We start from the raw sequence: 22,447 nt of genomic DNA on the forward strand, positions 1-22,447 counted from the left end.
GGACGCGGCTCAGACCCACGCTCCCCGGTCGGTGAGCACGCCGCGCAGCGTCTCCAGATGATCGGTCATGATGCCATCCACCCCCAGGTCGAGGAGAGAGTTCATCCGGGCCGGATCGTTCACGGTCCACACGTGCACCTGGAGCCCGCGCGCGTGCGCCTCCCGCACGAACCGCCGGTCGACCACCGGGACGCCGGACTGGCGCTCCGGGACCTGCGCGGCCACGGCTCCGGCCCGCAGCGCCGCCGGGATGCCCCAGGAGCGCAGCCGCAGCCCGAGCACCCCGCGCACCCCGAAGGACGTGGCCAGCCTCGGACCGGCCAGCCGCTGGGCCCGCGCCACCCGGGACTCGGTGAAGGAGCCCACGCAGACCCGGTCCCAGGCGTTCCGCTCGCGGATGAGGTCGATCAGCGGGTGGAGGGCCGACTCCGTCTTGAGGTCCACGTTCCAGCGGGCCTCGGGGAACTCCTCCAGGAGGTCCCCGAAGAGCGGCAGGGGCTCCTTCCCGGCGACCCGGGCCTCCCGCACCGCCGACCACGGCAGGTCGCGGATCCTGCCCGAGGTGTCCGTCACCCGGTCGAGGGTCGCGTCGTGGAACGCGACGAGCACCCCGTCCGAGGTCGTGTGCACATCGGTCTCGAAGTAGCGGTAGCCCGCCGCCGCCGCCCGGCGGAAGGCGGCCGCGGTGTTCTCCAGGCCGTTCGCCGTGCCGCCGCGATGGGCGAACGCGAGGGGGGAGGGATGGTCGAGGTAGGGGTGGCGTACGCGAGTCACGGCCGCAGTATGGCGCCTTCCGGTGTCCCGGCGGCGACGGGGGAGGAGACGGAGCCCGTCCCGGGGGTGAGGGCGGCGCCGTCCGCGCCGGGGGCGACCTCCCCCGCGTCCCGCTCGGGGACGGCGAACCAGCGCAGGAAGAACTGGGCCAGCGGGCCGATCGCGAGCGCGTAGAGCACCGTGCCGACGCCGACCGAGCCGCCGAGCAGGAAGCCGGTGGCGACCACCACCACCTCGATCGCCGTCCGCACGAGCCGGATGGACCGGCCGGTGAGCCGGTGCAGACCGGTCATCAGGCCGTCGCGCGGGCCGGGCCCGAACCGCGCCGCGATGTACAGGCCGGTGGCGACCCCGTTGAGGACGATGCCGAGCGCGAGCAGCGGCACCCGCCCGGCCAGACCGTCGACGCCGGGGACCAGGGCCAGGGTGCCGTCCATCGCCAGACCGATCACGAACACGTTGGAGACCGTGCCGAGGCCGGGACGCTGCCGGATCGGGATCCACAGGAGCAGCACCACCGCGCCGACGATGATCGACACCACGCCGATGGTGAGCCCGCTCTTCTCGGCGAGACCCTGGTGGAGGACGCCCCAGGGCTCCAGGCCGAGCCCGCTGCGCACGAGGAGCGCCGAGCTGACCCCGTACAGCGTCAGCCCCGCGTAGAGCTGGACCAGTCGGCGGGTGAGGTGCCGGCCGCGGAGACCGGAGGCGATGGACAAGGAACTGCCCCCCAAGGTGGTGGTAGTGGACTGACTCATGACACTCTGTGGCGGGGGATCGGGTGTCGCCCATGGCCAATTCGAGGAAGGTGGACTGATTTCCATGGCTCAGTGGACTTCGGCGGTGGGACCGGCACAGCTCGCCCGGCAGCTCCAGGCGCAGCAGCCCCGGCCCGCCGGACCCGGCGCCCGCAAGCCGCCCGCCTACCGCGCCCTCGCCGACGGCATCCGCCTGCTCGTCCTGGAGGGCCGCGTGCCGGTCGCCGCCCGCCTGCCCGCCGAGCGGGAACTCGCCGTCGCGCTCACCGTCAGCCGCACCACGGTCGCCGCGGCGTACGAGGCGCTGCGCACCGAGGGGTTCCTGGAGTCCCGGCGCGGCGCCGGCAGCTGGACCGCGGTGCCCGCCGGGAACCCGCTGCCCGCGCGCGGACTCGAACCGCTGCCCCCGGAGTCCCTCGGCTCGATGATCGACCTCGGCTGCGCCGCCCTCCCCGCGCCCGAACCCTGGCTGACCCGGGGCGTGCAGGGCGCGCTGGAGGAGCTGCCGCCCTACGCCCACACGCACGGGGACTACCCGGCGGGGCTGCCCGCCCTGCGGCAGATGCTCGCCGACCGGTACACCGCGCGCGGGATCCCCACCATGCCCGAGCAGATCATGGTCACGACCGGCGCCATGGGTGCCATCGACGCGATCTGCCACCTCTTCGCGGGGCGCGGCGAGCGGATCGCCGTCGAATCCCCCTCGTACGCCAACATCCTCCAGCTGATGCGCTCCGCCGGCGTCCGGCTGGTGCCCGTCGCCATGGCGGACGGGCTCGGCAGCTGGGACCTGGGGCGCTGGCGCCAGGTGCTGCGGGACGCGGCGCCCCGCCTGGCGTACGTCGTCGCCGACTTCCACAACCCGACCGGGGCGCTCGCCGACGAGGACCAGCGGCGGCAGCTGGTCGAGGCGGCCCGCTCCGCCGGCACGGTCCTCGTGGTCGACGAGACGATGGCCGAGCTGCACCTTGAGGACGACCTGGAGATGCCCCGGCCGGTCTGCGCCTTCGACCCGGCGGGCGCCACCGTCCTCACGGTCGGCTCGGCCAGCAAGGCCTTCTGGGCGGGCATGCGGATCGGCTGGGTCAGGGCCGCGCCCGACGTGATCCGTTCCCTGGTGGCCGCGCGCGCGTACGCCGATCTCGGGACGCCGGTCCTCGAGCAGCTCGGCGTGAACTGGCTCATGCGGACGGGCGGCTGGGAGGAGGCCGTGAGCCTCCGCCGCGAGCAGGCCAGGGAGAACCGGGACGCGCTCGTCGCCGCCGTCCGCCGGGAGCTCCCGGAGTGGGAGTTCTCGGTCCCGCGCGGCGGTCTGACGCTCTGGGTGCGCACCGGCGGCCTGTCCGGCTCCCGGCTCGCCGAGGCGGGGGAGCGGGTCGGCGTCCGCGTTCCCTCGGGGCCCCGCTTCGGTGTCGACGGCGCCTTCGAGGGCTTCGTCCGGCTGCCCTTCACGGTCGGCGGTCCGGTCGCCGACGAGGCGGCCGTCCGGCTGGCCGCCGCGGCCCGCCTGGTCGAGTCCGGCGCCGGCAGCGGTGGCGCGGAGCCTCCGCGCTCGTTCGTGGCCTGACGTCACGCGGACGCCGGACGGAGAAAGGGCCCCCACGCGCGCGCGTGGGGGCCCTCCCTCCGTCCGGCGTCCTTCCTCAGCCCTCCGCGGGGACGGGGGCGTGGAACGGGGCCGGCCCGTGGCCCGGTTCGGTGCGCGGCGCCGGGGCCGGCTCAGGCGCCGCGCCGGGGACCGTCTCGACCGAAGCGGCCGCGATCGAGACCGTGTCCGGGGCCGTGACCGCGTGTGGTGCCGGGGTCTTGACCGTGGTCACCGACGCGTCCGTGACCGTCGGCGGGGCGGTCGGCGCGGGCGGGACCACGACCGCCGCGGTCGAGCGGCGCTCCGGGAGGAGTTCGAGGACCGCCCGGCGGTGCGCCTCGCTCGTCGCGTCGTCGTACGGGTCGGGCGTCGCCGGCACCTGGAGCCGCAGGACCGGACCGGTGCCCAGGCGGGCGTAGCCGCGGCCCGCCGGGACGTCGGGCGTCGGCGTCGTGTGCGGCCGGGCGCCGAGCACGGCCGCGATCTGCTCCGGAGCCGCGGGGCCCAGGACGATCCGGGCCCGCGTGTGGGTCCGTACCGCCTCGCTCAGCGTGTCCGTGCTGTCGAACTGCTCGGCGACCACCACCGTGACCTGCGCCGCGCGCCCGTGCCGCAGCGGCACCTGGAGCAGCTCCTGAGGGTCGGGGCGGCCGTCGGCGGCGGCCAGGTCGCCGAGGACGCCGGGCCGGTCGAGCAGGATCCACAACGGGCGGCGGGTGTCCTCCGGCGCGGGCTGTCCGGCCTGCCGGGCCCGGTTCGCGGCGATCAGCCGCCGCTCCGTCTCGTGCGCCGCCCACTCCAGGGTGGCGAGCGCGCCGGAGAGCCCGCACTCGACCGCGAGGACGCCGTCCCGTCCGGTCAGGCACGCGTACTCGCCGGTGCCGCCGCCCTCGACGATCAGCACGTCGCCGTGCGGGAGGGCCTGGAGGGCGATCGACCGCAGCAGGGAGGTGGTGCCGCTGCCGGGCTGGCCGACGGCGAGCAGGTGCGGCTCGGTGGAGCGGGGGCCGGTGCGCCAGACGACGGCCGGCGCGTCCTCGGTGCCGTCCGCCGAGAGGACGGGCACGGTCCGCTGCACCGCGTCGGCGTCGGTGAAGCCGAGGACGGTCTCGCCCGGCACCGTGACGAAGCGCTGGGCGGCGATGGTGGTGGGCAGGGCGGGCAGCACGCTCAGGTCGAGCCGGTTGCCCTCCTCGTCCCAGTCGAAGCGGTACTCGCGGCCGCGTCCCGACTTGGCGTGCAGCAGCTGCTCGATGCGGGCGCGGGCGGCGGGCTCGCCGTCGGTGAAGTACGGGGGGTACGCGATCCGCAGCCGGGTGAGCCGTCCGTCCTCGTCGAAGGCGTGCTCCCCGAAGGCGCCGCTCCAGTCGCCGCCGTGGGCGAAGAGCGGCGCGGGGTCGTCGGGGACGGAGAAGTACGGCACGAGGGCCTCGTACAGGCCCTTGAGCCGGGCGATCTCCGCGTCGTCGGGCCCGGTCTTGACGACCGGGCGCTCACGGCCCTTCCAGGCGGCCGCGCCCATGAGCAGGACGAGCGCGAGGAGCGGCCCGTACGGCATGAGGGCGACGACCAGGACGCAGGCCGCGACCAGGATCAGCGTGGGACCACGCCGTTCCTTGGGGGTCGCGGCCCACTTGGCGCGCGCGGTCGCGGCCAGCTTCCGCAGACCACGGGTGACCGTGATCAGTGGATGGAGCACGTCGGTGGCGCTGTCGGCGGCCGTGCGCGCGATCTCTCGGCTACGAGCGATCTGTGCGCTGCCGCTGCTCAGAATGCGGGGGAGTGGTCGCCGGGCCACGAAGGACTCCTGAATCGATGGAAGGGACTGGAGGGCGTCAGAACTTGATCCCGCCCAGGAGACCGGCGAGGCTCTGGCCACCCGCCGTGATGCTCGGGGCGATGGCGGTGCCCGCGAGGTAGAAGCCGAACAGCGCGCTGACGAGGGCGTGCGAGGCCTTCATCCCGTCCTTCTTGAAGAACAGGAAGCAGATGATGCCGAGCAGGACCACGCCTGAGATGGACAGGATCATTGGTTGTTCTCCTGGTTGAGGGGACAGTCACCATGAGTCCTTCCAGGTTCACGGCAAGTATCTATGTGACTAAAGGTGCATTAGAGTGAAAAACGGCTGATTTCACTTGAGCGGAGGACGTCGAACGCCCCGCCGGGTGGCGAAATGCCAGGCGTGCGCTAGGGGTGGGACCGGTACGGAATGACGTGATCTTTGCCTCGGTCGGGCGCGGTCATGTCGCCGGACGGGCAGTACCCTGTCGATTCACTCGTACGGCCGCGCTTGCCGTGCACAGGACGACACAGCAGGAGAGAGGCGGTCCCACCCGATGAGCGAGACTCCGGAGCCCGAGGTCATCGAGCTGGCGTCCAAGGTCTTCGACCTCGCGCGCACGGGTGACGCCGCCGCCCTCGCCGCCTACGTCGACGCCGGTGTCCCCGCGAACCTCACCAACGACAGGGGCGACACCCTCGTCATGCTCGCCGCCTACCACGGCCACGCCGCCGCGGTCACCGCCCTCCTGGAGCGCGGCGCCGAGGCCGACCGCCCCAACGACCGCGGCCAGACCCCGCTCGCCGGCGCCGTCTTCAAGGGGGAGGACGCCGTCGTCCGCGCCCTCCTCGCCGGCGGCGCCGATCCGGAGGCAGGGACTCCGTCCGCGCTCGACACCGCCCGCATGTTCGGCAAGGCCGAACTCCTGGAGCTCTTCGGATCCAGGTGAACGGCGGCTGAACCCCAGGTGGGAGTAGCGCCGTAAATGTGGTCGCGGTGGCGAAATGGGTGGGTCATCATGACGTCGGGCCCGGCAAAACGGGCCACCGACGAGAGGCTGAGGAAGATGGTCACTGGCAGGCGAAAGACGACGACGGGCGGCCCCGAATGTTGCCGCACGGCCTAGGCGTACGGGCGATGAACCGCCCGACCGGGTTGCCCCCGGTATCCCCCGGTCGTGTCGACAGCTTGATGTGAGGCGTCTTCCCATGTTCGATCCAGTCATAGCGCCGAGCGGCACCCTGCTCGGCCTGCTGCAGCGGGGCCGCGGCGACGGCACCCTGCACGCGCTCGCCGCGCCACGCGCCGAGGCCCTCGCGGCCCTCAACCACTGCGTTCTCGACGACCCCCGCCACGACTGGCAGGTCGAGAACCGCTCCCTCTACTACGCCCGCCTCTACCTGGACCTCCACGGAGGCCTCGAAGAGATCGAGGCGCACCTCTTCGCCGCCGAGGACCACCTCGACACCGAGGAGTCCAGGACGGGGCTCGCGCTCGCCGTCCTCGGACACCTCGCCTCCTACGGACGCCAGGACGCCCTGCTGCTGCTCCGGCGGTACGCGGCGACCGGCGACAACTGGGCCTGGGCCCTCGACGAGCTGGCCCTCCGCGACGACGACGCCGGACTCCGCGCGCTCGCCCTGCCCGTGCTGGCCCGCTTCCCGGCCGACGCGGAGGGCGACGCCGAGCTGGCCGCCGTCGTGCGCGACGCCTTCGAGCCGCGCCCCTGGCGGCTGTGGGCCGAGGACCCGCGCGAGGCCGTCGGCGCCCGCGTCCGGGCCGCCCGGGAACAGGGCTCCTTCGACCGCTGGCAGCGCCAGATGCGCCCCTCCGGGCCCCGCCCCGGCTGGAGCGTCAAGGCCGTCCTCGACTGGGCCCAGGAGGGTTACGAGCGCGGCGCCGCCCTCCACGGCCCCGCCGCCCGCTGCCTGACCGCCGTCGCGGGCCCCGAGGACCGGCCCGAGCTGCTCGCCGCCGCCCGGCACGGCGCGCCCGGCGCCCGCGGCGCCGCCCTGCACCACCTCGCCGAGTCACGGGACCCCGCCGTCCTCGACCTCGTCGAGGCCGCCGCCGACGGCGACTCCCGCGAGGTCGCCGACGCCGCCGTCGCCGCCTACCGGCGGATGTGCGGCGACGACGCCGTCGCCCGCGCCCGCGCGTGGGTCCGGCGCACCGACACCCTCGGCACGGCCGCCGCCGAGGTCCTCGCCTGCCGCGGCACCGCCCAGGACGCCGGACTCGTGCTCGGCGCCGTGCGCGACACCGTGCGCTCCGCGGGCCCCGACGCCCCCGAGCTCGCCTGCCTCGTCGACGGCGCAGGGCGTCTCGGCATCACCTGCGCGGCGCCCGTGCTGCGCCACGTCTACCGCGAGACGACCTCCTCGCAGCTGCGCGGCCGCGTCGCCCGCGCCCTCGCGGCCACCGACACCACCTTCGCGACCGGCTTCGCCGTCGAATGCCTCTGGGACTGCGAGGAGACCACCCGCGAGGTCGCGGCCCAGCACGCCGAGACCGGTGACGTGCGCGTCGCCGAACGATTGCGCCGCCTCGCCGCGGACCCGGCCGAAGAGGTCGAGGTCCAGACGGCGGTGCGCAACCGGATAGGGCCCGACCTCCAGGTCTGACCCGGCTCCGGGGCAGCGACAGGTCCGACCAACCCCTCCCGGCCCGACCTCGCGCACCCGAGCCACCCGCCACCCGGCCCCCGGGGCGGCGCGGCCTGCGGCGGAGACCCCGCCGACCGTGGCCCCGCCCCGGGGGCCGGTGCGCCGTCCGCGCCCGGTGCCCGCCCGCACACTCTCGGGGAAACGCTCATGGGACGTTCCCTCCCCGTCCAGATCCACGTTGGCGGGGACACGCCGAGTGCGACGACAACACCCGTATGCGTGTCGTCATCGTCACCGAATCCTTCCCTCCCGACGTCAACGGTGTGGCGCACTGCGCCCTGCAGACCGCGCGCCACCTCGTCCGGCGGGGCCACACCCCGCTCGTCATCGCCCCCGCCGTCGCCGACCCGGCCGCCGACGCCGACGCCCCCTGCGCCGTCGTCCGCGTGCCCTCCCTCCCGCTGCCCGGCTATCCCCAGGTACGGGTCGCCCTGCCCAGCCGCCGGGTCGCCGCGGCCATCGCCGCCCACCGCGCCGACCTCGTCCACCTCGCCGGACCGTTCGTCCTCGGCGTGCGCGGCATGACCGCCGCCGCCCGGCTCGGCATACCCGCCGTGGCCGTCTACCAGACCGATCTCGCCGGCTACGCGCGCACGTACGTCGGGACCGGCGAGGGCGCCGCCTGGCGCCGCCTCCGCGCCGTGCACGGCGCCGCCGACCGCACCCTCGCCCCGTCCTCCGCCGCCCTGCGCGACCTGGAGGCCCACGGCATCGGCCGCATCCGGCTCTGGGGACGCGGAGTGGACACCGTCCGCTTCCGCCCCGGACTGCGCGACACCGCCCTGCGCCACGACCTCGCCCCCGACGGGGAGCTGCTCGTCGGTTACGTGGGCCGGCTCGCCCCCGAGAAGCGGGTGGACCTGCTCGCCGGGGTCTGCGCGCTCCCCGGCGTCCGGGTCGTGGTCGTCGGGGACGGGCCGAGCGGCCCCGCCCTCCGGGCCGCCCTGCCGGGTGCCCGCTTCCTCGGCCGCCGCACCGGTGACGAGCTCGCCCGGATCTTCGCCTCGCTCGACGTCTTCGCCCACACCGGCCCGTACGAGACCTTCTGCCAGACCGTCCAGGAGGCCATGGCGAGCGGGGTCCCGGTCGTCGCCCCCGCCGCCGGCGGCCCCCTGGACCTGGTCGACCACGGCCGCACCGGACTCCTCGTGCCCCCGGGCGACCCGGACGCGCTGCGCGAGGCCGTCGCCGCGCTCGCCGCCTCGCCCGCCACCCGCGCCGCCCAGGGCTCGGCGGGCCGGGCCGCCGTCGAAGGGCGCACGTGGGAGGCGCTCGGCGACGAGCTGATCGGCCACTACCTGGAGGTGCTGCGCGAGCGGACGGCGGTGGCGGCGTGAACGGCGCGGATACGGGCCGCGGCCCGGGGCTCCGGATCGTGCGGCTCGCAAACTTCGTGACGCCCACCTCGGGCGGCCTGCGCACCGCCCTCGACCAGCTGGGCCGCGGCTATCGGGCAGCCGGCCACGAGCCCGTCCTCGTCGTCCCCGGCGACGTCGCGAGCGACCACCACACCGAGCAGGGCCGGGTCATCACGCTGCCCGGACCCGTCCTGCCCGGAACCGGCGGCTACCGGGTCCTCGCCGACCGGCGCCGGATCCGCCGCCTCCTCGACGACCTCGCACCCGACCGGATCGAGGTCTCCGACCGCACGACCCTGCGGTGGACCGGCGAATGGGCCCGACGCGCGCGCGTGCCCTCGGTGATGGTCTCCCACGAGACGGCGGACGGCGTGCTGCGCACCTGGGGCGTGCCGCCCGCGCTCGCGGCCCGCGCCGCGGACCGGCTCAACCGCCGGACGGCCTGGGCGTTCGCGCGGATCGTCTGCACGACCGAGTGGGCGGAGCGCGAGTTCGTACGGATCGGGGCGCGCAACGTCGTACGGGCTCCGCTCGGCGTGGACCTGGAGCGCTGCCGGCCCGGCCGCCGCAGCACCGTGCTGCGGGCCCGGCACGCCGACGGGCAGCGGGTGCTGCTCCTGATGTGCTCGCGCCTCTCGGTCGAGAAGTGGCCGGGCACCGCGCTGGACGCCCTGGAGGAGCTGCGGGACGCGGGGATCGCGGCGGCGCTCGTGGTCGCGGGGGACGGGCCGCTGAGGGGCGCCCTGGAACGGCGGGCCCGCGAGCGCCGCCTCCCGGTGCGGTTCCTCGGGCACGTCGCCGACCGGGAGGCCCTCGCCGACCTCCAGGCGTCGGCCGACGTGTGCCTGGCCCCGGGGCCCGCGGAGACCTTCGGCCTCTCGGCCCTGGAGGCCCTCGCCTGCGGGACGCCCGTCGTGGTCAGCGCCTCGTCCGCCCTGCCCGAGGTCGTGGGCACGGCGGGGGCGTCGGCCGCCGACACTCCGGTCGCCTTCGCCGCCGGGGTGCGGGGCGTCCTGGCGGTCCCCGAGGGCGCCCGCCGCCGGGCCGCACGCGCGCGTGCGGAGGGCTTCACCTGGGACCGCGCGGTCACCGCCTTCCTCCACGCCCACGACGCCCTGTCGGCCGGCCGGCCGCTCGTCCGGGAGGAGGCCCGCCGATGACACGGGAGACGGCGGGCGCGGCGCCGGGCGCGACGGCCACCGGGACCGCCGTGGTCCGGGCGCGGCGGCCCGAGGCCCCGCCGGGGGCGCTCGGGCCCCCGCAGGTCCCGGCTGCCGGACCCCCGCGGTTCGTCGTGCTCGGGGACTCGTTCAGCGAGGGCGTCGGGGACCGGGTCGACGGCGCCTGGCGCGGGTGGGCGGCGCTGCTCGCCGAGGGCCTCGCGGCCGGGGGGACCGGGGCGGCGCCGGGGCCGGAGCGGGCCGGAGAGGTGCGGGGGCCGGAGCGGGCCGGGGAGGTGCGGGGGCCGGAGCGGGCCGCGACGGCGACGCGGGAGACCGTCTTCCTCAACCTCGCCGTCAGCGGGGCGCTCAGCGCCGACGTCGCCGAGACGCAGGCCCCCCGCGCCCTCGCCTTCCGGCCGCACATCGCCTCCGTCGTCGTGGGCGTCAACGACACCCTGCGCCACGGCTTCGACATCGTGGCCCTCGCCCGCCGCCTCGACCGGGTGTGCGCCGACCTCGACGCCCTCGGAGCCGTACTCCTGACGGCCTGTCTTCCCGACCCCGGCCGGATGCTCGGGCTGCCGCCGCCCCTGGCGCGCCCGCTCGCCCGGCGCCAGCGCTCCGTGAACGCCGTCGTGCACGCCCTGTCCGCCCGGTACGGAGCCGTCCACCTGCACCTGGCCGACCCCGCCTGGACCGAGGACCGCACCTTGTGGAGCGCCGACCGGCTCCACCCCGGCGAGCGCGGCCACCGGGCCGTCGCCGCCGGCTTCCACCGGCTCCTCGCGGCCCGGGGGCTCGCCCAGGGCGCACCGCCCTCGCCGGAGCCCGCGCAGCCGCCCCCGACCCGGACGGAGGCCCTGCTCTGGCTCGCCACCGCCGGCACCGGCTGGGTCCTGCGCCGCAGCCGCGACCTGCTCCCGCAGCTCCTGCTGCTCGCGGGCGCCGAACTGCGCCACTGGGCCGACGGGACCGGCGGCGCGCCGCTCGACGCGCGCGCCGAGGACGCCCTCGCGGCCGCCCTCGCGGCCACAATGGGGAGATGACCGGGCGCTGGGAGTTCTGGATCGACCGGGGCGGCACCTTCACCGACATCGTCGGGCGACGGCCCGACGGGCGGCTCGTCACCCGCAAGGTGCTCTCCCACGACCCGGCACGCCGTCAGGACGCCGCCGTCGCCGGCATCCGCCTCCTCCTCGGCCTGGCCCCCGACGACCCCGTCCCCGCCGACCGGATCGCCGTCGTCAAGATGGGCACGACCGTCGCCACCAACGCCCTGCTGGAGCGGCGCGGCGAGCCCACCGTGCTCCTGATCACCGAGGGCTTCCGCGACGCGCTCCGCATCGCCTACCAGAACCGCCCCCGGCTCTTCGACCGCCACATCGTGCTGCCCGAGGCGGTGTACGCGCGCGTGATCGAGGTTCCCGAGCGGGTCGACGCCCACGGCGGCGTCGTCCGCCCGCTGGACGGGCCCGCCGTCGCCGCCGCCCTCGCCGCCGCCCACCGGGACGGCTTCCGCTCCGCCGCCGTCGTCCTCCTGCACGGCTACCGGCACCCGGGGCACGAGGCCCGGGTCGCGGCGGCGGCCCGCGCCGCCGGCTTCACCCAGGTCAGCTGCTCGCACGAGGTCAGCCCGCTGATCAAGCTGATCCCGCGCGGGGACACCACCGTCGTCGACGCCTACCTCTCGCCGATCCTGCGCCGGTACGTCGACGAGGTCGCCCGTGAACTCGCCGGAATCCGCCTCATGTTCATGCAGTCCAACGGAGGACTCCGGGAGGCGGCCCACTTCCGTGGCAAGGACGCCGTCCTGTCGGGGCCGGCGGGTGGCGTCGTCGGCATGGCCCGCACCTCGGCACAGGCGGGGCACGACCGGGTCATCGGCTTCGACATGGGCGGCACCTCCACCGATGTGTCGCACTACGCGGGCACGTTCGAGCGTGAACTCGGTACACAGGTCGCCGGGGTGCGGATGCGGGCGCCCATGATGAGCATCCACACCGTCGCGGCGGGCGGCGGCTCCGTCCTCCACTACGACGGGCGCCGCTACCGCGTGGGCCCCGACTCCGCGGGCGCCGTCCCCGGGCCCGCGTGCTACCGCCGCGGCGGACCCCTGACGGTCACCGACGCCAACGTCATGCTCGGGCGGGTGCAGGCGGACCACTTCCCGGCCGTCTTCGGCGAGACCGGGGACCTCCCCCTCGACACCGAGGCGGTACGGGAGCGGTTCACCGCGCTCGCCGAGGAGGTCGGCGGCGGCCGCACCCCCGAGGACGTCGCCGCGGGCTTCCTGGAGATCGCCGTCCTCAACATGGCCAACGCCGTCAAGAAGATCTCCGTGGAGCGCGGCCACGACGTCACCCGCTACGCCCTGACCAGCTTCGGCGGCGCCGGCGGCCAGCACGCCTGCGCCGTCGCCGACGCCCTGGGCGTCGACACCGTCCTCGTCCCCCCGCTGGCCGGAGTGCTCTCGGCGTACGGCATCGGGCTCGCCGACGCCACCGCCATGCGGGAGCGGTCCGTGGAGGCCGAACTCGACGCCCCCGGCACCCACGCGCGCGTCACGGACCTCTGCGCCGAACTCGCCGAGCGCACCCGCGAGGAGCTGCGCGCCGACGGACTGCCGGACGCGGCGATCACCACGCACGCGCGCGTGCTCCTGCGGTACGCGGGCACGGACGCGAGCCTCCCCGTCGACCTCGCGCCCCCGGACGGGCTGAGAACCGGGTTCACGGACGTCCACCGCGCCCGCTACGCCTTCACCCTGGACCGGCCGCTCGTCGTGGAGGCCGTCACCGTCGAGGCCGTCGGCAGCGCCGGCCCGCTCGGCCCCGTCCGCGTGGACCCCGGGGAACGCGCCGGCGCCCTCACCCCCGCGGCCCGCGTCCGGATGCACAGCGCCGGCACCGCCCACGACGCCCCGCTCCACCGCCGCGAGGACCTGCGCCCCGGCGACGCCGTCGACGGACCCGCGCTCCTCGCCGAGGCCGACGCCACGACCGTCGTCGACACCGGCTGGCGGGCCACCGTCACCGGCGGGGGCCACCTCGTGCTGCGCCGCGTCGTCCCCCGCCCCGCGCGCGTGGCCGCCGGAACGGACGTCGACCCCGTCCTCCTGGAGGTCTTCAACAACCTCTTCATGTCCATCGCCGAGCAGATGGGCGTCCGCCTGGAGAACACCGCCCAGTCCGTCAACATCAAGGAGCGCCTGGACTTCTCCTGCGCCCTCTTCGACGCCGAGGGCAATCTGATCGCCAACGCCCCCCACATCCCCGTCCACCTCGGCTCCATGGGGGAGTCCATCAAGGAGGTGCTGCGCCGGCGCGCGGACGACCTGCGGCCCGGCGACGTGTACGCGATCAACGACCCCTACCACGGTGGCACCCATCTCCCCGACGTCACCGTCGTGACCCCGGTCTTCGACGACACGGGGGACGAACTGCGGTTCCTGGTCGCCTCGCGCGGGCACCACGCCGAGATCGGCGGCATCACCCCCGGCTCCATGCCCGCCTTCAGCCGGACCGTCGACGAGGAGGGCGTCCTCTTCGACAACTGGCTGCTCGTCCGCGACGGGCGCCTCCACGAGTCCGAGACCCGCGCCCTGCTCACCGGCGCCCGCCACCCCTCCCGTGACCCGGACACCAACCTCGCCGACCTCCGCGCCCAGATCGCCGCCAACGAGAAGGGAATCGAGGAACTGCGACGCACGGTCGACGAGTTCGGCCTCGACGTCGTCCAGGCCTACATGCGGCACGTCCGCGCCAACGCCGAGGAGTCCGTCCGGCGCATCGTCGCGCGCCTCGACGACGGCGCGTACCGCTACGAGACCGACGGGGGAGCGGTGATCCAGGTGGCCGTGCGGGTCGACCGCGAACGCCGCTCCGCCGTCCTCGACTTCACCGGCACCTCGCCCCAGCTGCCCGGCAACGCCAACGCGCCCACCGCCGTCGTCACGGCCGCCGTCCTGTACGTCTTCCGCACCCTGGTCGACGAGGACATCCCGCTCAACAGCGGCTGCCTGGAGCCCCTGGAGGTCCGCGTCCCGCCCGGCTCCATGCTCGCCCCCGAGTCTCCGGCGGCCACCGTCGCCGGGAACGTCGAGACCTCCCAGGCCGTCACGGGCGCGCTCTACGCGGCCCTCGGCGTCCAGGCCGAGGGCTCCGGCACCATGAACAACCTCACCTTCGGCAACGCGCGCGTGCAGTACTACGAGACCGTCGCCAGCGGCTCGGGCGCCGGGGAGGGCTTCGACGGAGCCGACGCCGTCCAGACCCACATGACCAACTCCCGGCTCACGGACCCCGAGATCCTGGAGTGGCGCCACCCGGTCCGCGTCGACGCCTTCGCGGTACGGGAGGGCAGCGGCGGGCGCGGCCGGTGGCGCGGCGGCCACGGCGTGGAGCGCCGGCTGCGCTTCCTGGAGCCGATGACGGTGGCCCTCCTCACCGGGCACCGCCGGGTCCCCCCGTACGGGATGGCGGGCGGCGAGACGGGCGCCCTCGGCGAGAACCTGGTGGAACGCGCCGACGGCACCGTCGAACACCTGGAGGGCGCCGCCACCACGGAGGTGGGCCCCGGCGACGTCCTCGTCCTGCGCACCCCGGGCGGCGGGGGATACGGCCCACCGCCCCTGTGAACGCTCACGGTGCCCACCGCCCCTGTGAACGCTCACGGCACGGGCCCGCGTGCACACGCACGGCCCCGCCCCTGCGACCGCTCACCGCCCCGGTACGAACCGCACCGGCGTCCCCGGGACCGCCTGCGCCGCCGCGCCCAGATCGGCCTCCCGCACCACCGCGACCACCGGGTAGCCCCCGGTCGTCGGGTGGTCCGCCAGGAACACCACCGGGCGCCCGTCCGGCGGCACCTGCACCGCGCCCAGGACCATCCCCTCGCTGGCCAGCTCGCCCGGCACGGCCCGCTCCAGGGCCGGGCCCTCCAGGCGCAGCCCGATCCGGTTGCTCGCCGGGGACACCCGGTACGCGCGCGTGGTGAAGGCGCGCAGGGCGGCAGCGGTGAACCAGTCGTCCCGGGGACCCGGCCGGACCCGCAGGACGAGCGCGTCCGGCGGGCCCGGCCAGGGGGGAGCGTCGACCGACCCCCGTACGGCCGTGGCCGCTCCCAGCGGCAGTACCGCCCCGTCCGCCAGCGGCGCCGGGCCGAGGCCCGACAGCAGATCGGTGGAGCGGCTGCCGAGCACCGGCGGGACGGCGATCCCGCCGCCGAACGCCACGTACGAGCGCAGTCCGCGCACGGCCGCGCCGACCTCGATCACGGAACCGGCGCCGACCCGGACGCCCGTCCCCCAGGCGGCCGGACGGCCGTCCACCCGGACCGGGCAGGGCGCACCGCCCACCGCGACGGTCACCGCGCACCGGGGCCGCAGCGCGCACCCGTTCACGGTGGTCTCCAGGACGGCCGCGTCCTCCGCGTTGCCGACGAGCCGGTTGACGAGGCGCCCGGCGGCCGGGTCGAGAGCGCCCGAGCGGGGCACGCCGAGGTGCGCGTACCCCGTGCGCCCCAGGTCCTGCACGGTGGTCAGGGCCCCGGCCCGGACCACGGCGAAGGCACGGTCGCTCACCGCCCGCCCTCCGCCGTGAACCTGACCCGCGTCCCGGGCGCGAGCAGCGCGGCCGGGTCCCGGTCGGCGTCCCAGAGGACCGCGTCCGTCGTGCCGATCAGCTGCCAGCCGCCCGGTGAGGAGCGCGGGTACACGCCCGTGTACGGGCCGGCCAGGGCGACCGAACCGGCGGGCACGGCCGTGCGCGGTGTGGCCCGGCGCGGCACCTCGTACCGCTCGCCGAGCCCCGTGAGATACCCGAAGCCGGGCGCGAACCCGCAGAAGGCGACCCGGAACTCGGCCGCCGTGTGGATCCGTACGGCCGCCTCCACGGACACGCCCCAGAGCGCGGCCACGTCCGCCAGGTCGGGGCCGTCGTAGCGGACCGGCACCTCGACGGCCCCGCCCACGCGCGCGTGGAGCGGCGCCGGCTCCCAGCCGGTCAGTTCGGACGCGAGCCGCCCCGGGTCGTCCACCCCGTCGAGGAGCACCGTCCGCGCCGCCGGCACGATCTCCCGCACGCCGGGCAGCGCGCCGGCCGCCCGGCGCCGCAGCAGCTCGGCGTGGAGGGCCTCGGTCGCCCGCCCGTCGTCCAGTTCCACCAGGAGGGCCCGGTCGCCCACCCGCAGCACCCTCACGCGAAGGCCTCCACGCGCACGCCGGCCGCTTCGAGGCGTTCCCGGACCCGCCGGGCGAGGCCCACCGCGCCCGGGGTGTCCCCGTGCAGGCAGAGCGAGCGGGCCCGGACGGCGACGGAGGTGCCGCAGTGCGCGGTGACGACCCCGAACCGGGCCATGGAAACCGACCGTTCGACGACCTCGTCCGGGTCGCTGACGACGGCCCCCTCCTGCCCCCGTGGCAGCAGGGAGCCGTCCGCGCGGTAGGCCCGGTCGCCGAAGGCCTCGGTCACGACCGGGAGCCCGGCCGCCGCCGCGGCCTCGTGCAGCCGGGACCCCGGCAGCCCGAGGACGGGCAGCGTCCGGTCCGCGAGCAGCACCCCGTCGACGACCGCCGCCGCCTGCTCGGCGTCCCGGACCACCCGGTTGTAGAGGGCGCCGTGCGGCTTCACGTACGAGACCCGGGAGCCCGCGGCCCGGGCGAAGACCTCCAGGGCGCCGATCTGGTAGGCCACCTCGGCGGCCAGCTCCGCCGCGGGGACGTCCATCGCGCGCCGTCCGAAGCCGGCCAGGTCGCGGTAGGACACCTGGGCCCCGATCCGTACCCCGCGCGCCGCCGCGAGCTCGCAGACCCGCCGCATGGTGGCGGCGTCCCCGGCGTGGAAGCCGCAGGCCACGTTGGCGCTGGTGACGACGGACAGGAGCCGCTCGTCGTCGGTCAGCGTCCAGCGGCCGAAGCCCTCGCCGAGGTCGGCGTTGAGATCGATCGGGACCCAGGTCATGGGGTGTTTCCTCTCTCACCTGGTGGTGCGGGGGTGGTGCGAAGGCGGTGCGGTGGTGGTGGTGGTGGTGGTGGTGCGGGACGCGGGAACCGCCGTGCCGTTCATGCGAGTTCCCTCCCGCGCGTTTCGGGCAGCCCGAGCAGGGCCAGGACGGCCAGGCCGTAGCCGACGGCGCCGAAGACGAGCGCCCCGCCCACGCCCCAGCTCTCGGAGAGGAAGCCGACGAGGGTCGGGAAGACCGCTCCGACGGCGCGGCCCGTGTTGTACGTGAGCCCCTGCCCCGTGCCGCGGACCGCCGTCGGGTACAGCTCGGCGAGGAAGGAGCCGAAGCCGCTGAAGATGGCCGACATGCAGAAGCCGAGCGGGAATCCCAGCAGCAGGAGCAGGGTGTTCGCCCCGGCGGGGAGGTGGGTGTAGGCGAGGACGCACACCGCGGACAGCACCGCGAACAGGGCGATGTTCCTCTTCCGGCCGAGCCGGTCGGTGAGGTGGCCGCCGGTCAGATAGCCGGTGAAAGCACCGGAGATCAGCAGGGTGAGATAGCCGCCGGTGCCGACCACGGTCAGGCCGCGCTCGGCCTTCAGGAAGGTCGGGACCCAGGTGGCGAGCGTGTAGTAGCCGCCCTGGACGCCGGTCGACAGCAGGATCGCGAAGAGCGTGGTGCGCAGCAGCCCGGGACCGAACACGGCCCGGAACGATCCGCGTCCGGCGCCCGCCCGGCGGGCCTCGGTCGCCTGCGGCGCGTCCTCGACGTTCCGCCGGACGTACACGACGAGGAGCGCGGGCAGCGCGCCCGTCCAGAACAGGATCCGCCAGGCGAGGTCGGCGTCCGCCCACTGGAACACCAGGGTGGAGACGAGGACCGCGAGCGCCCAGCCGACCGCCCAGGCGCTCTGGACGGCGCCGAGCGTGCGGCCCCGGTGCTGGGCGGAGGCGTACTCGGCCACCAGGATCGCGCCGACGGCCCACTCGCCGCCGAAGCCGAGGCCCTGGAGCGCCCGGAAGACCAGCAGGGTCTCGTAGTTGGGCGCGAAGCCGCAGGCCACGGTGAACAGGGCGTACGTGACGACCGTGATCATCAGGGCCCGGACCCGGCCGACGCGGTCGGCGAGGACGCCGGCGAGGGCGCCGCCGACCGCCGAGACGACGAGGGTGACGGTGGTCAGGAGGCCGGTCTGGCCCTTGTCCAGATGGAAGAAGGCGGCGATGGCCACCATCGACAGGGGCAGGGTGAAGAAGTCGTAGGAATCCAGGGCGTATCCGCCGAAAGCGCCGCCGAAGGCGCGTCGGCCGCGGGGCCCGAGGCCGCGCAGCCAGGCGAACGCGCCCGTGTCGTCGGGTCGTTCGCCCTGGGAGTGCTGCCGGGTCTGTGTCGTGCTCATCTGCACCTCGCGGGAGTGGGAGGCGTGCCTGAGAGACGTACTGAGGAACCGTGCGGTGCCGTCAAGGTAGAGGATTGTTCAACGATCCGACAAGAGGCATGTTGTCGCTTCCCCGTTTCTGCGGTTGACTCGGCCGCGGACGTGAGGAAGGGATGAGGCGACGGTGGACGTGAGCGGGACCGGAGGGCTGGCGGACGACCGGGTGCTGCTCGGGCGCACCAGCACCGCGGAGCGGGTCGCGGACATCCTGCGCAACCGGATCGCGGAGGGTTACTTCCCGCCCGGCGCGCGGCTCTCCGAGGAGAGCATCGGCGGCGCCCTGGGTGTGTCCCGCAACACACTCCGGGAGGCGTTCCGCCTCCTCACCCACGAGCGCCTGCTCGTCCACGAGCTCAACCGGGGCGTCTTCGTCCGCGTCCTCGCCGTCGGTGACGTGGACGACATCTACCGCACCCGGCGGCTGGTCGAATGCGCCGTCGTGCGGGGCCTGGGGCAGCCCCCGTTCGCCGTCGCCGGCCTCGCCGCCGCCGTCGCCGAGGGCGAGGCCGCGGCCCGCGCCGACGACTGGACGGGCGTCTCCACCGCCAACATCCACTTCCACCGCGAGCTCGTCGCCCTCGCGGGCAGCGCCCGCACCGACGAACTGATGCGCGGCGTCCTCGCCGAACTCCGCCTCGCCTTCCACGTCGTCGACGACCCGCGCGCGCTGCACGAGCCCTATCTCCGACGAAACCGGGAGATTCTGGACGCCCTGCGGACCGGTGAACGGGCCTCGGCGGAGCGCCTCCTCGCCCGCTACCTCGACGACTCCCGCACCCGGGTCACCGCCGCCTACGCCCAGGCCGTCGACGATCCGGCCGCCCCGTAGGGGGCCCTTCGCCGAGCGGACCGGGCTCGCGGCGTGATCGGCGGGACGCCCCCTGGGGCCTGTCCGGGTGCCGGTCGCATCTGCGCCGTTTCGACCGTTGTCATGGTGAGGACCTAATCTGTGCACCGTGACTTCGCCTGCCTCGACGGACCTCGCTCCGCCCCAGCTCAGCGCGGGGCCGCGCCCCGCGCAGGGCCCGGCCGCCGACGAAGGGCTCGCGCGGCGCCTCCGCGCGCTCGCGTGCACCGCCCCGCTGCACGACCTCGACGCGCGCAAGGCGAACCTGGCCGGCGAGTACACGGTCTACGCGATGGCCGAGGTGGCCCTCGCCGCGATCGACCTCATCACGCTGAACATGGACTTCGACACCGGCGCCGACCACGAGCAGATCGTCTCCCGCCTGCTGCCCCGCGTCGCCGCCCAGGCCCCCACCCGCCCCGCCGCCGAGCACGAGCGCGTGGCCCGGTGGGTCCTGGAGAACCTGATCAACGTCGGCAGCGTCGACCGCGGCTTCCGCGCCGTCTACGGCACCTTCGGCACCGACGGGGTCTACGTCCGCAGGGACTACGACTTCAAGCTCATCGAAGAGGTCCCCGGGTACGGCGGCGGCGTCTACCTCCGCACCACGGACGAAGCCGTCAACGTCCTCGTCGGAGCACTCGACACCGACGTCACCAGCGCCCAGATCGCCGCCGAGGTGAAGCTGGAGGTCCTCATCAACCGGGGCAGGCTCGCCGACGCCCAGCTCGCCGCCGAGCACGCGCGCTACCGGACCGTGCAGTACGCCGAGACCCTCCGCAAGACCCTGGAGGCCACCCGGCGCAACGTCCGCGCCGTCGACTGGCTCCACACCGTCCCCGACATGATCGCCGAGGCGCTCGACCACGTCGCCGACCGCTACCGCCACGAGAACGCGATCCTCACCAACATCCGCAAGGCCCGCGACGAGGCCGAGGCCACCTCCGACGCCAAGACGGCCGAGCACAAGCGCCGCGCCGCCGAGCTCGTCGACATAGTGAAGGACTGCATCCGGCGCCACACCCAGCTCCAGTCCCGCCTCCTGGAGGCCGGGCCGCTCTTCCGCGCCGAGCAGGACCGCCAGGCCTTCGCCGCCCCCACCGCGTACACCGGACTCGATCTGTACGGGCAGCTGGTCGCCCCCGTCCTGCCGCTCCCCGTCGAGCGGGCCACCCGCGTCACCGACGCCTTCTTCGCCCACGGCACCGGACTGCGCACCCCCGCCTCCGTCCGCCTCGGCGACCTCGTCGACCTGCTGCTCACCCCGCCCGTCGAGCGCGAGCACCTCGGCGCGGAGATGCCCGAGCCCGACCTCATCGCCACCCCCGACGACTCCCGCTTCAGCGAGGAACAGCTCGCGAGCGCCATGCGCCTGCTCGACCTGGAGCACGACGCCCCGCGCCGCCTCTCCGGCCTGCTGGCCGAGGCCCGCCGCCTCGACGCCGACCTGCCGTACCTCGTCGCCCTGCTCGCCGTCCACGCGGCGAGCCCGCCGGTCGGCACCGCCTACCGCCAGGGCGAGGAGCGCCTCCTCTTCGCCGTCGACGACGGCACCCCGCTCGACGACCCCGAATTCGGCGGCGCCGACCTGATCGTCGGTACGGCACTGCTCGACGCGGTGGGCATGGCCGCGGACCGTACGGAGGCCACGTGACCCCCCTCGTCCCCCCGGCCCCGCCGACCGCCGCCGCCCCCGACGGCCCCGCCGCCCCGGCCACCGCAGCACTGGCGGACGCCGTCCCGGCCGTGCCCGCTCCGGCGGACGCCGTCCCGGCCACCGCAGCACTGGCGGACGCCGTCCCGGCCACCGCAGAACTGGCGGACGCCGTCCCGGCCGTGCCCGCTCCGGTGGAGCCCGCCGTCCCGGCCCCCGTCGCCGAGCCCGTCGAGGAGCCGGCCGCCGCGTCCGTACCGGAGGAGCCCGGCGAGGCCCCCGGCGCGGACCGGAGCCCGCGCCCGCCCCGGCGCGAGGCCGACGCTCCCGCGGCCGGCCGGCCGCGGTTCGGGTCCGTCCCGGTGCCCGAGCCGGCCCGTACCCCGCCGACGCGGCGGCAGGGCCTGCCGTCCGTGCGGGCCGTGCGGCTCACCGACGAGCCGCCCACCCCCGCCGACCGGCCCGCCGCCGCGGCCGTCACCCCCGTCCCGCTGCCCGTACCCCGACCCGTACCGACCGAGAGCCGTACCGAGGAGCCCCAGCCGTGAGCGAAACCCACGCCGAGCACGCCGACGCGTGGAGCGAGCAGGAGCCCCCGCAGCCCCCGGCAGCCTCCTCCGGCTCCGTCACCCCCGCGGACGCGGCCGACGCGGCCCGGCTCGTCTCCTTCGGCCTCCAGCCCAAGCTGCTCCCGGCCCGCGACGCCGAGTACACCGAACTCCTGCGCCGCTACCGCGAGGACCCCGCCTTCGCGCGCCTCGCGGACGCCGTCGCCACCGGCCTCGGGCTCGTCGTCCTGGAGGTGTCCCCGCGCGCGGGCATGGCCGTCACCGCGGGCGAGGACTCCGTCTTCGCCGTCCGCATGGGCGACTACGCACGCCGCGCCTCCACGGACTCCGCCGACCGCTTCCTGCACGGCCTCGCCCACCTCGCGGTCGCCGCCATGGCCTTCCCCCGGCCCGAGGACCTCGCCGACGACGCGTACATCGGCCGGCTCACCGTCAACGGCGTCGACGCCTTCGTGCGCCAGGCCTGTCTGCGTCTGGAGCAGCGCGCCGAGGAACAGGGCGAGAACACCGACCCGGCCTCCGACGCCCCCGGCCTGGAGGCCGCCTGGCGGATCTACGCCCGCCGCAGCGCCACCGGAGCCACCAAGGACGCCCGCCGCCTCGCCGGCTCCACCACCGGCATCGTCGGCAAGGCGGCCGCGTTCCTCACCGACTCCGGCTTCCTCCAGCGCACCGGCGACGAGGGCGGCGGCTCGTACCGCACCACCGCGCGCTACCAGCTCCAGGTGCGCGACATGGCCGGTTCCGCCGCCATGGCCGAGCTCCTCGAACTCGGCGTCGTCCCCGTCAGCGACGGCTCCGCGACCCTCCTCCCGCCGCCCGAGGGCGACGACCTGGAACTCGCCGCCGACGCCGGCCTGCCCTTCCACGCGTAACCCGCGCACCACCCGAACGAGACGACGAGAGTCC

General features: G+C 75.7%; 19 protein-coding genes. 11 read left to right on the forward strand and 8 right to left on the reverse strand.

What is annotated here, in order from left to right; genetic code table 11:
- Positions 1–9: 9 nt before the first annotated feature.
- Together ABTY59_RS27695 and yczE are read right to left on the reverse strand one after the other, a co-directional pair.
- Positions 10–774, reverse strand: coding sequence for a glycerophosphodiester phosphodiesterase family protein (locus ABTY59_RS27695; RefSeq protein WP_352021755.1), 765 nt, complete (start codon positions 772–774; stop codon positions 10–12).
- Complete coding sequence (yczE, locus tag ABTY59_RS27700) at positions 771–1,493, reverse strand: membrane protein YczE (protein ID WP_352021756.1); 723 nt, start codon at positions 1,491–1,493, stop codon at positions 771–773. The genes ABTY59_RS27695 and yczE overlap by 4 nt, the downstream gene beginning before the upstream one ends.
- 103 nt (positions 1,494–1,596) lie before the next feature.
- Here yczE and ABTY59_RS27705 point away from each other — a divergent pair, with 103 nt between their 5' ends.
- A complete protein-coding gene (locus tag ABTY59_RS27705; RefSeq protein WP_352021757.1) occupies positions 1,597–3,099 on the forward strand; it encodes an SCO1417 family PLP biosynthesis transcription factor in 1,503 nt (500 codons plus the stop codon).
- A gap of 76 nt (positions 3,100–3,175) precedes the next feature.
- Here ABTY59_RS27705 and ABTY59_RS27710 read toward each other — a convergent pair whose 3' ends face one another.
- Complete coding sequence (locus ABTY59_RS27710; protein WP_352021758.1) at positions 3,176–4,918, reverse strand: hypothetical protein; 1,743 nt, start codon at positions 4,916–4,918, stop codon at positions 3,176–3,178.
- 37 nt (positions 4,919–4,955) lie between these two features.
- Positions 4,956–5,150: a hypothetical protein gene (locus ABTY59_RS27715; RefSeq protein WP_015032212.1), complete on the reverse strand. Its 195-nt coding sequence runs from the start codon at positions 5,148–5,150 to the stop codon at positions 4,956–4,958.
- A gap of 307 nt (positions 5,151–5,457) precedes the next feature.
- On the opposite strand from ABTY59_RS27715, the gene ABTY59_RS27720 reads away from it, so the two are divergent.
- The 6 genes from ABTY59_RS27720 (at position 5,458) to ABTY59_RS27745 (ending at position 14,724) form a co-directional block, all read left to right on the forward strand.
- Positions 5,458–5,850, forward strand: a complete 393-nt coding sequence (locus ABTY59_RS27720) for an ankyrin repeat domain-containing protein (protein WP_352021759.1) — start codon at positions 5,458–5,460, stop codon at positions 5,848–5,850.
- Positions 5,851–6,109: 259 nt separating this feature from the next.
- The gene (locus ABTY59_RS27725; RefSeq protein WP_352021760.1) at positions 6,110–7,525 is read left to right on the forward strand and encodes a HEAT repeat domain-containing protein; all 1,416 of its coding nucleotides are present in this window, start codon (positions 6,110–6,112) and stop codon (positions 7,523–7,525) included.
- 257 nt (positions 7,526–7,782) lie between these two features.
- Positions 7,783–8,904 (forward strand): glycosyltransferase family 4 protein, encoded by a 1,122-nt coding sequence (locus tag ABTY59_RS27730; protein ID WP_352021761.1) that lies wholly within the window; start codon positions 7,783–7,785, stop codon positions 8,902–8,904.
- Positions 8,905–8,942: 38 nt separating this feature from the next.
- A complete protein-coding gene (locus ABTY59_RS27735; protein ID WP_502995431.1) occupies positions 8,943–10,085 on the forward strand; it encodes a glycosyltransferase in 1,143 nt (380 codons plus the stop codon).
- Positions 10,082–11,134 (forward strand): SGNH/GDSL hydrolase family protein, encoded by a 1,053-nt coding sequence (locus ABTY59_RS27740; RefSeq protein ID WP_352021763.1) that lies wholly within the window; start codon positions 10,082–10,084, stop codon positions 11,132–11,134. The genes ABTY59_RS27735 and ABTY59_RS27740 overlap by 4 nt, the downstream gene beginning before the upstream one ends.
- The gene (locus tag ABTY59_RS27745; protein ID WP_352021764.1) at positions 11,131–14,724 is read left to right on the forward strand and encodes a hydantoinase B/oxoprolinase family protein; all 3,594 of its coding nucleotides are present in this window, start codon (positions 11,131–11,133) and stop codon (positions 14,722–14,724) included. The genes ABTY59_RS27740 and ABTY59_RS27745 overlap by 4 nt, the downstream gene beginning before the upstream one ends.
- Before the next feature lie 81 nt (positions 14,725–14,805).
- On the opposite strand, the gene ABTY59_RS27750 is transcribed toward ABTY59_RS27745, so the two are convergent.
- From ABTY59_RS27750 to ABTY59_RS27765, 4 genes are all read right to left on the reverse strand, one after another.
- Positions 14,806–15,669, reverse strand: coding sequence for a 5-oxoprolinase subunit C family protein (locus ABTY59_RS27750; protein ID WP_352021765.1), 864 nt, complete (start codon positions 15,667–15,669; stop codon positions 14,806–14,808).
- The gene (locus tag ABTY59_RS27755) at positions 15,666–16,286 is read right to left on the reverse strand and encodes a 5-oxoprolinase subunit B family protein (RefSeq protein WP_352021766.1); all 621 of its coding nucleotides are present in this window, start codon (positions 16,284–16,286) and stop codon (positions 15,666–15,668) included. Before ABTY59_RS27755 ends, ABTY59_RS27750 begins: the two co-directional genes overlap by 4 nt.
- Positions 16,283–17,047, reverse strand: coding sequence for a LamB/YcsF family protein (locus tag ABTY59_RS27760; RefSeq protein WP_352021767.1), 765 nt, complete (start codon positions 17,045–17,047; stop codon positions 16,283–16,285). Before ABTY59_RS27760 ends, ABTY59_RS27755 begins: the two co-directional genes overlap by 4 nt.
- A 101-nt stretch (positions 17,048–17,148) precedes the next feature.
- Positions 17,149–18,429, reverse strand: a complete 1,281-nt coding sequence (locus ABTY59_RS27765; protein WP_352021768.1) for an MFS transporter — start codon at positions 18,427–18,429, stop codon at positions 17,149–17,151.
- 163 nt (positions 18,430–18,592) lie between these two features.
- Here ABTY59_RS27765 and ABTY59_RS27770 point away from each other — a divergent pair, with 163 nt between their 5' ends.
- The 4 genes from ABTY59_RS27770 to ABTY59_RS27785 all read left to right on the forward strand — a co-directional run bounded on the left by ABTY59_RS27770 (position 18,593) and on the right by ABTY59_RS27785 (position 22,413).
- A complete protein-coding gene (locus tag ABTY59_RS27770; RefSeq protein ID WP_502995432.1) occupies positions 18,593–19,297 on the forward strand; it encodes a GntR family transcriptional regulator in 705 nt (234 codons plus the stop codon).
- Between the two features lie 127 nt (positions 19,298–19,424).
- Positions 19,425–20,969, forward strand: a complete 1,545-nt coding sequence (locus ABTY59_RS27775; protein ID WP_352021770.1) for a hypothetical protein — start codon at positions 19,425–19,427, stop codon at positions 20,967–20,969.
- Positions 20,966–21,517: a hypothetical protein gene (locus tag ABTY59_RS27780; RefSeq protein WP_352021771.1), complete on the forward strand. Its 552-nt coding sequence runs from the start codon at positions 20,966–20,968 to the stop codon at positions 21,515–21,517. The genes ABTY59_RS27775 and ABTY59_RS27780 overlap by 4 nt, the downstream gene beginning before the upstream one ends.
- Positions 21,514–22,413, forward strand: coding sequence for a hypothetical protein (locus ABTY59_RS27785; RefSeq protein WP_352021772.1), 900 nt, complete (start codon positions 21,514–21,516; stop codon positions 22,411–22,413). The genes ABTY59_RS27780 and ABTY59_RS27785 overlap by 4 nt, the downstream gene beginning before the upstream one ends.
- Positions 22,414–22,447 lie beyond the last annotated feature (34 nt).

Source organism: Streptomyces sp. NPDC096079, assembly GCF_040303145.1.
Taxonomy (GTDB): Bacteria; Actinomycetota; Actinomycetes; order Streptomycetales; family Streptomycetaceae; genus Streptomyces.

What these genes read in the sequence shown, in the direction of transcription:
- ABTY59_RS27705 (WP_352021757.1), top strand. Translation starts at nt 1,597, where the DNA reads ATGGCTCAGTGGACTTCGGCGGTGGGACCGGCACAGCTCGCCCGGCAG.
- ABTY59_RS27715 (WP_015032212.1), bottom strand. Translation starts at nt 5,150, where the DNA reads ATGATCCTGTCCATCTCAGGCGTGGTCCTGCTCGGCATCATCTGCTTC.
- ABTY59_RS27720 (WP_352021759.1), top strand. Translation starts at nt 5,458, where the DNA reads ATGAGCGAGACTCCGGAGCCCGAGGTCATCGAGCTGGCGTCCAAGGTC.
- ABTY59_RS27725 (WP_352021760.1), top strand. Translation starts at nt 6,110, where the DNA reads ATGTTCGATCCAGTCATAGCGCCGAGCGGCACCCTGCTCGGCCTGCTG.
- ABTY59_RS27730 (WP_352021761.1), top strand. Translation starts at nt 7,783, where the DNA reads ATGCGTGTCGTCATCGTCACCGAATCCTTCCCTCCCGACGTCAACGGT.
- ABTY59_RS27740 (WP_352021763.1), top strand. Translation starts at nt 10,082, where the DNA reads ATGACACGGGAGACGGCGGGCGCGGCGCCGGGCGCGACGGCCACCGGG.
- ABTY59_RS27745 (WP_352021764.1), top strand. Translation starts at nt 11,131, where the DNA reads ATGACCGGGCGCTGGGAGTTCTGGATCGACCGGGGCGGCACCTTCACC.
- ABTY59_RS27760 (WP_352021767.1), bottom strand. Translation starts at nt 17,047, where the DNA reads ATGACCTGGGTCCCGATCGATCTCAACGCCGACCTCGGCGAGGGCTTC.
- ABTY59_RS27765 (WP_352021768.1), bottom strand. Translation starts at nt 18,429, where the DNA reads ATGAGCACGACACAGACCCGGCAGCACTCCCAGGGCGAACGACCCGAC.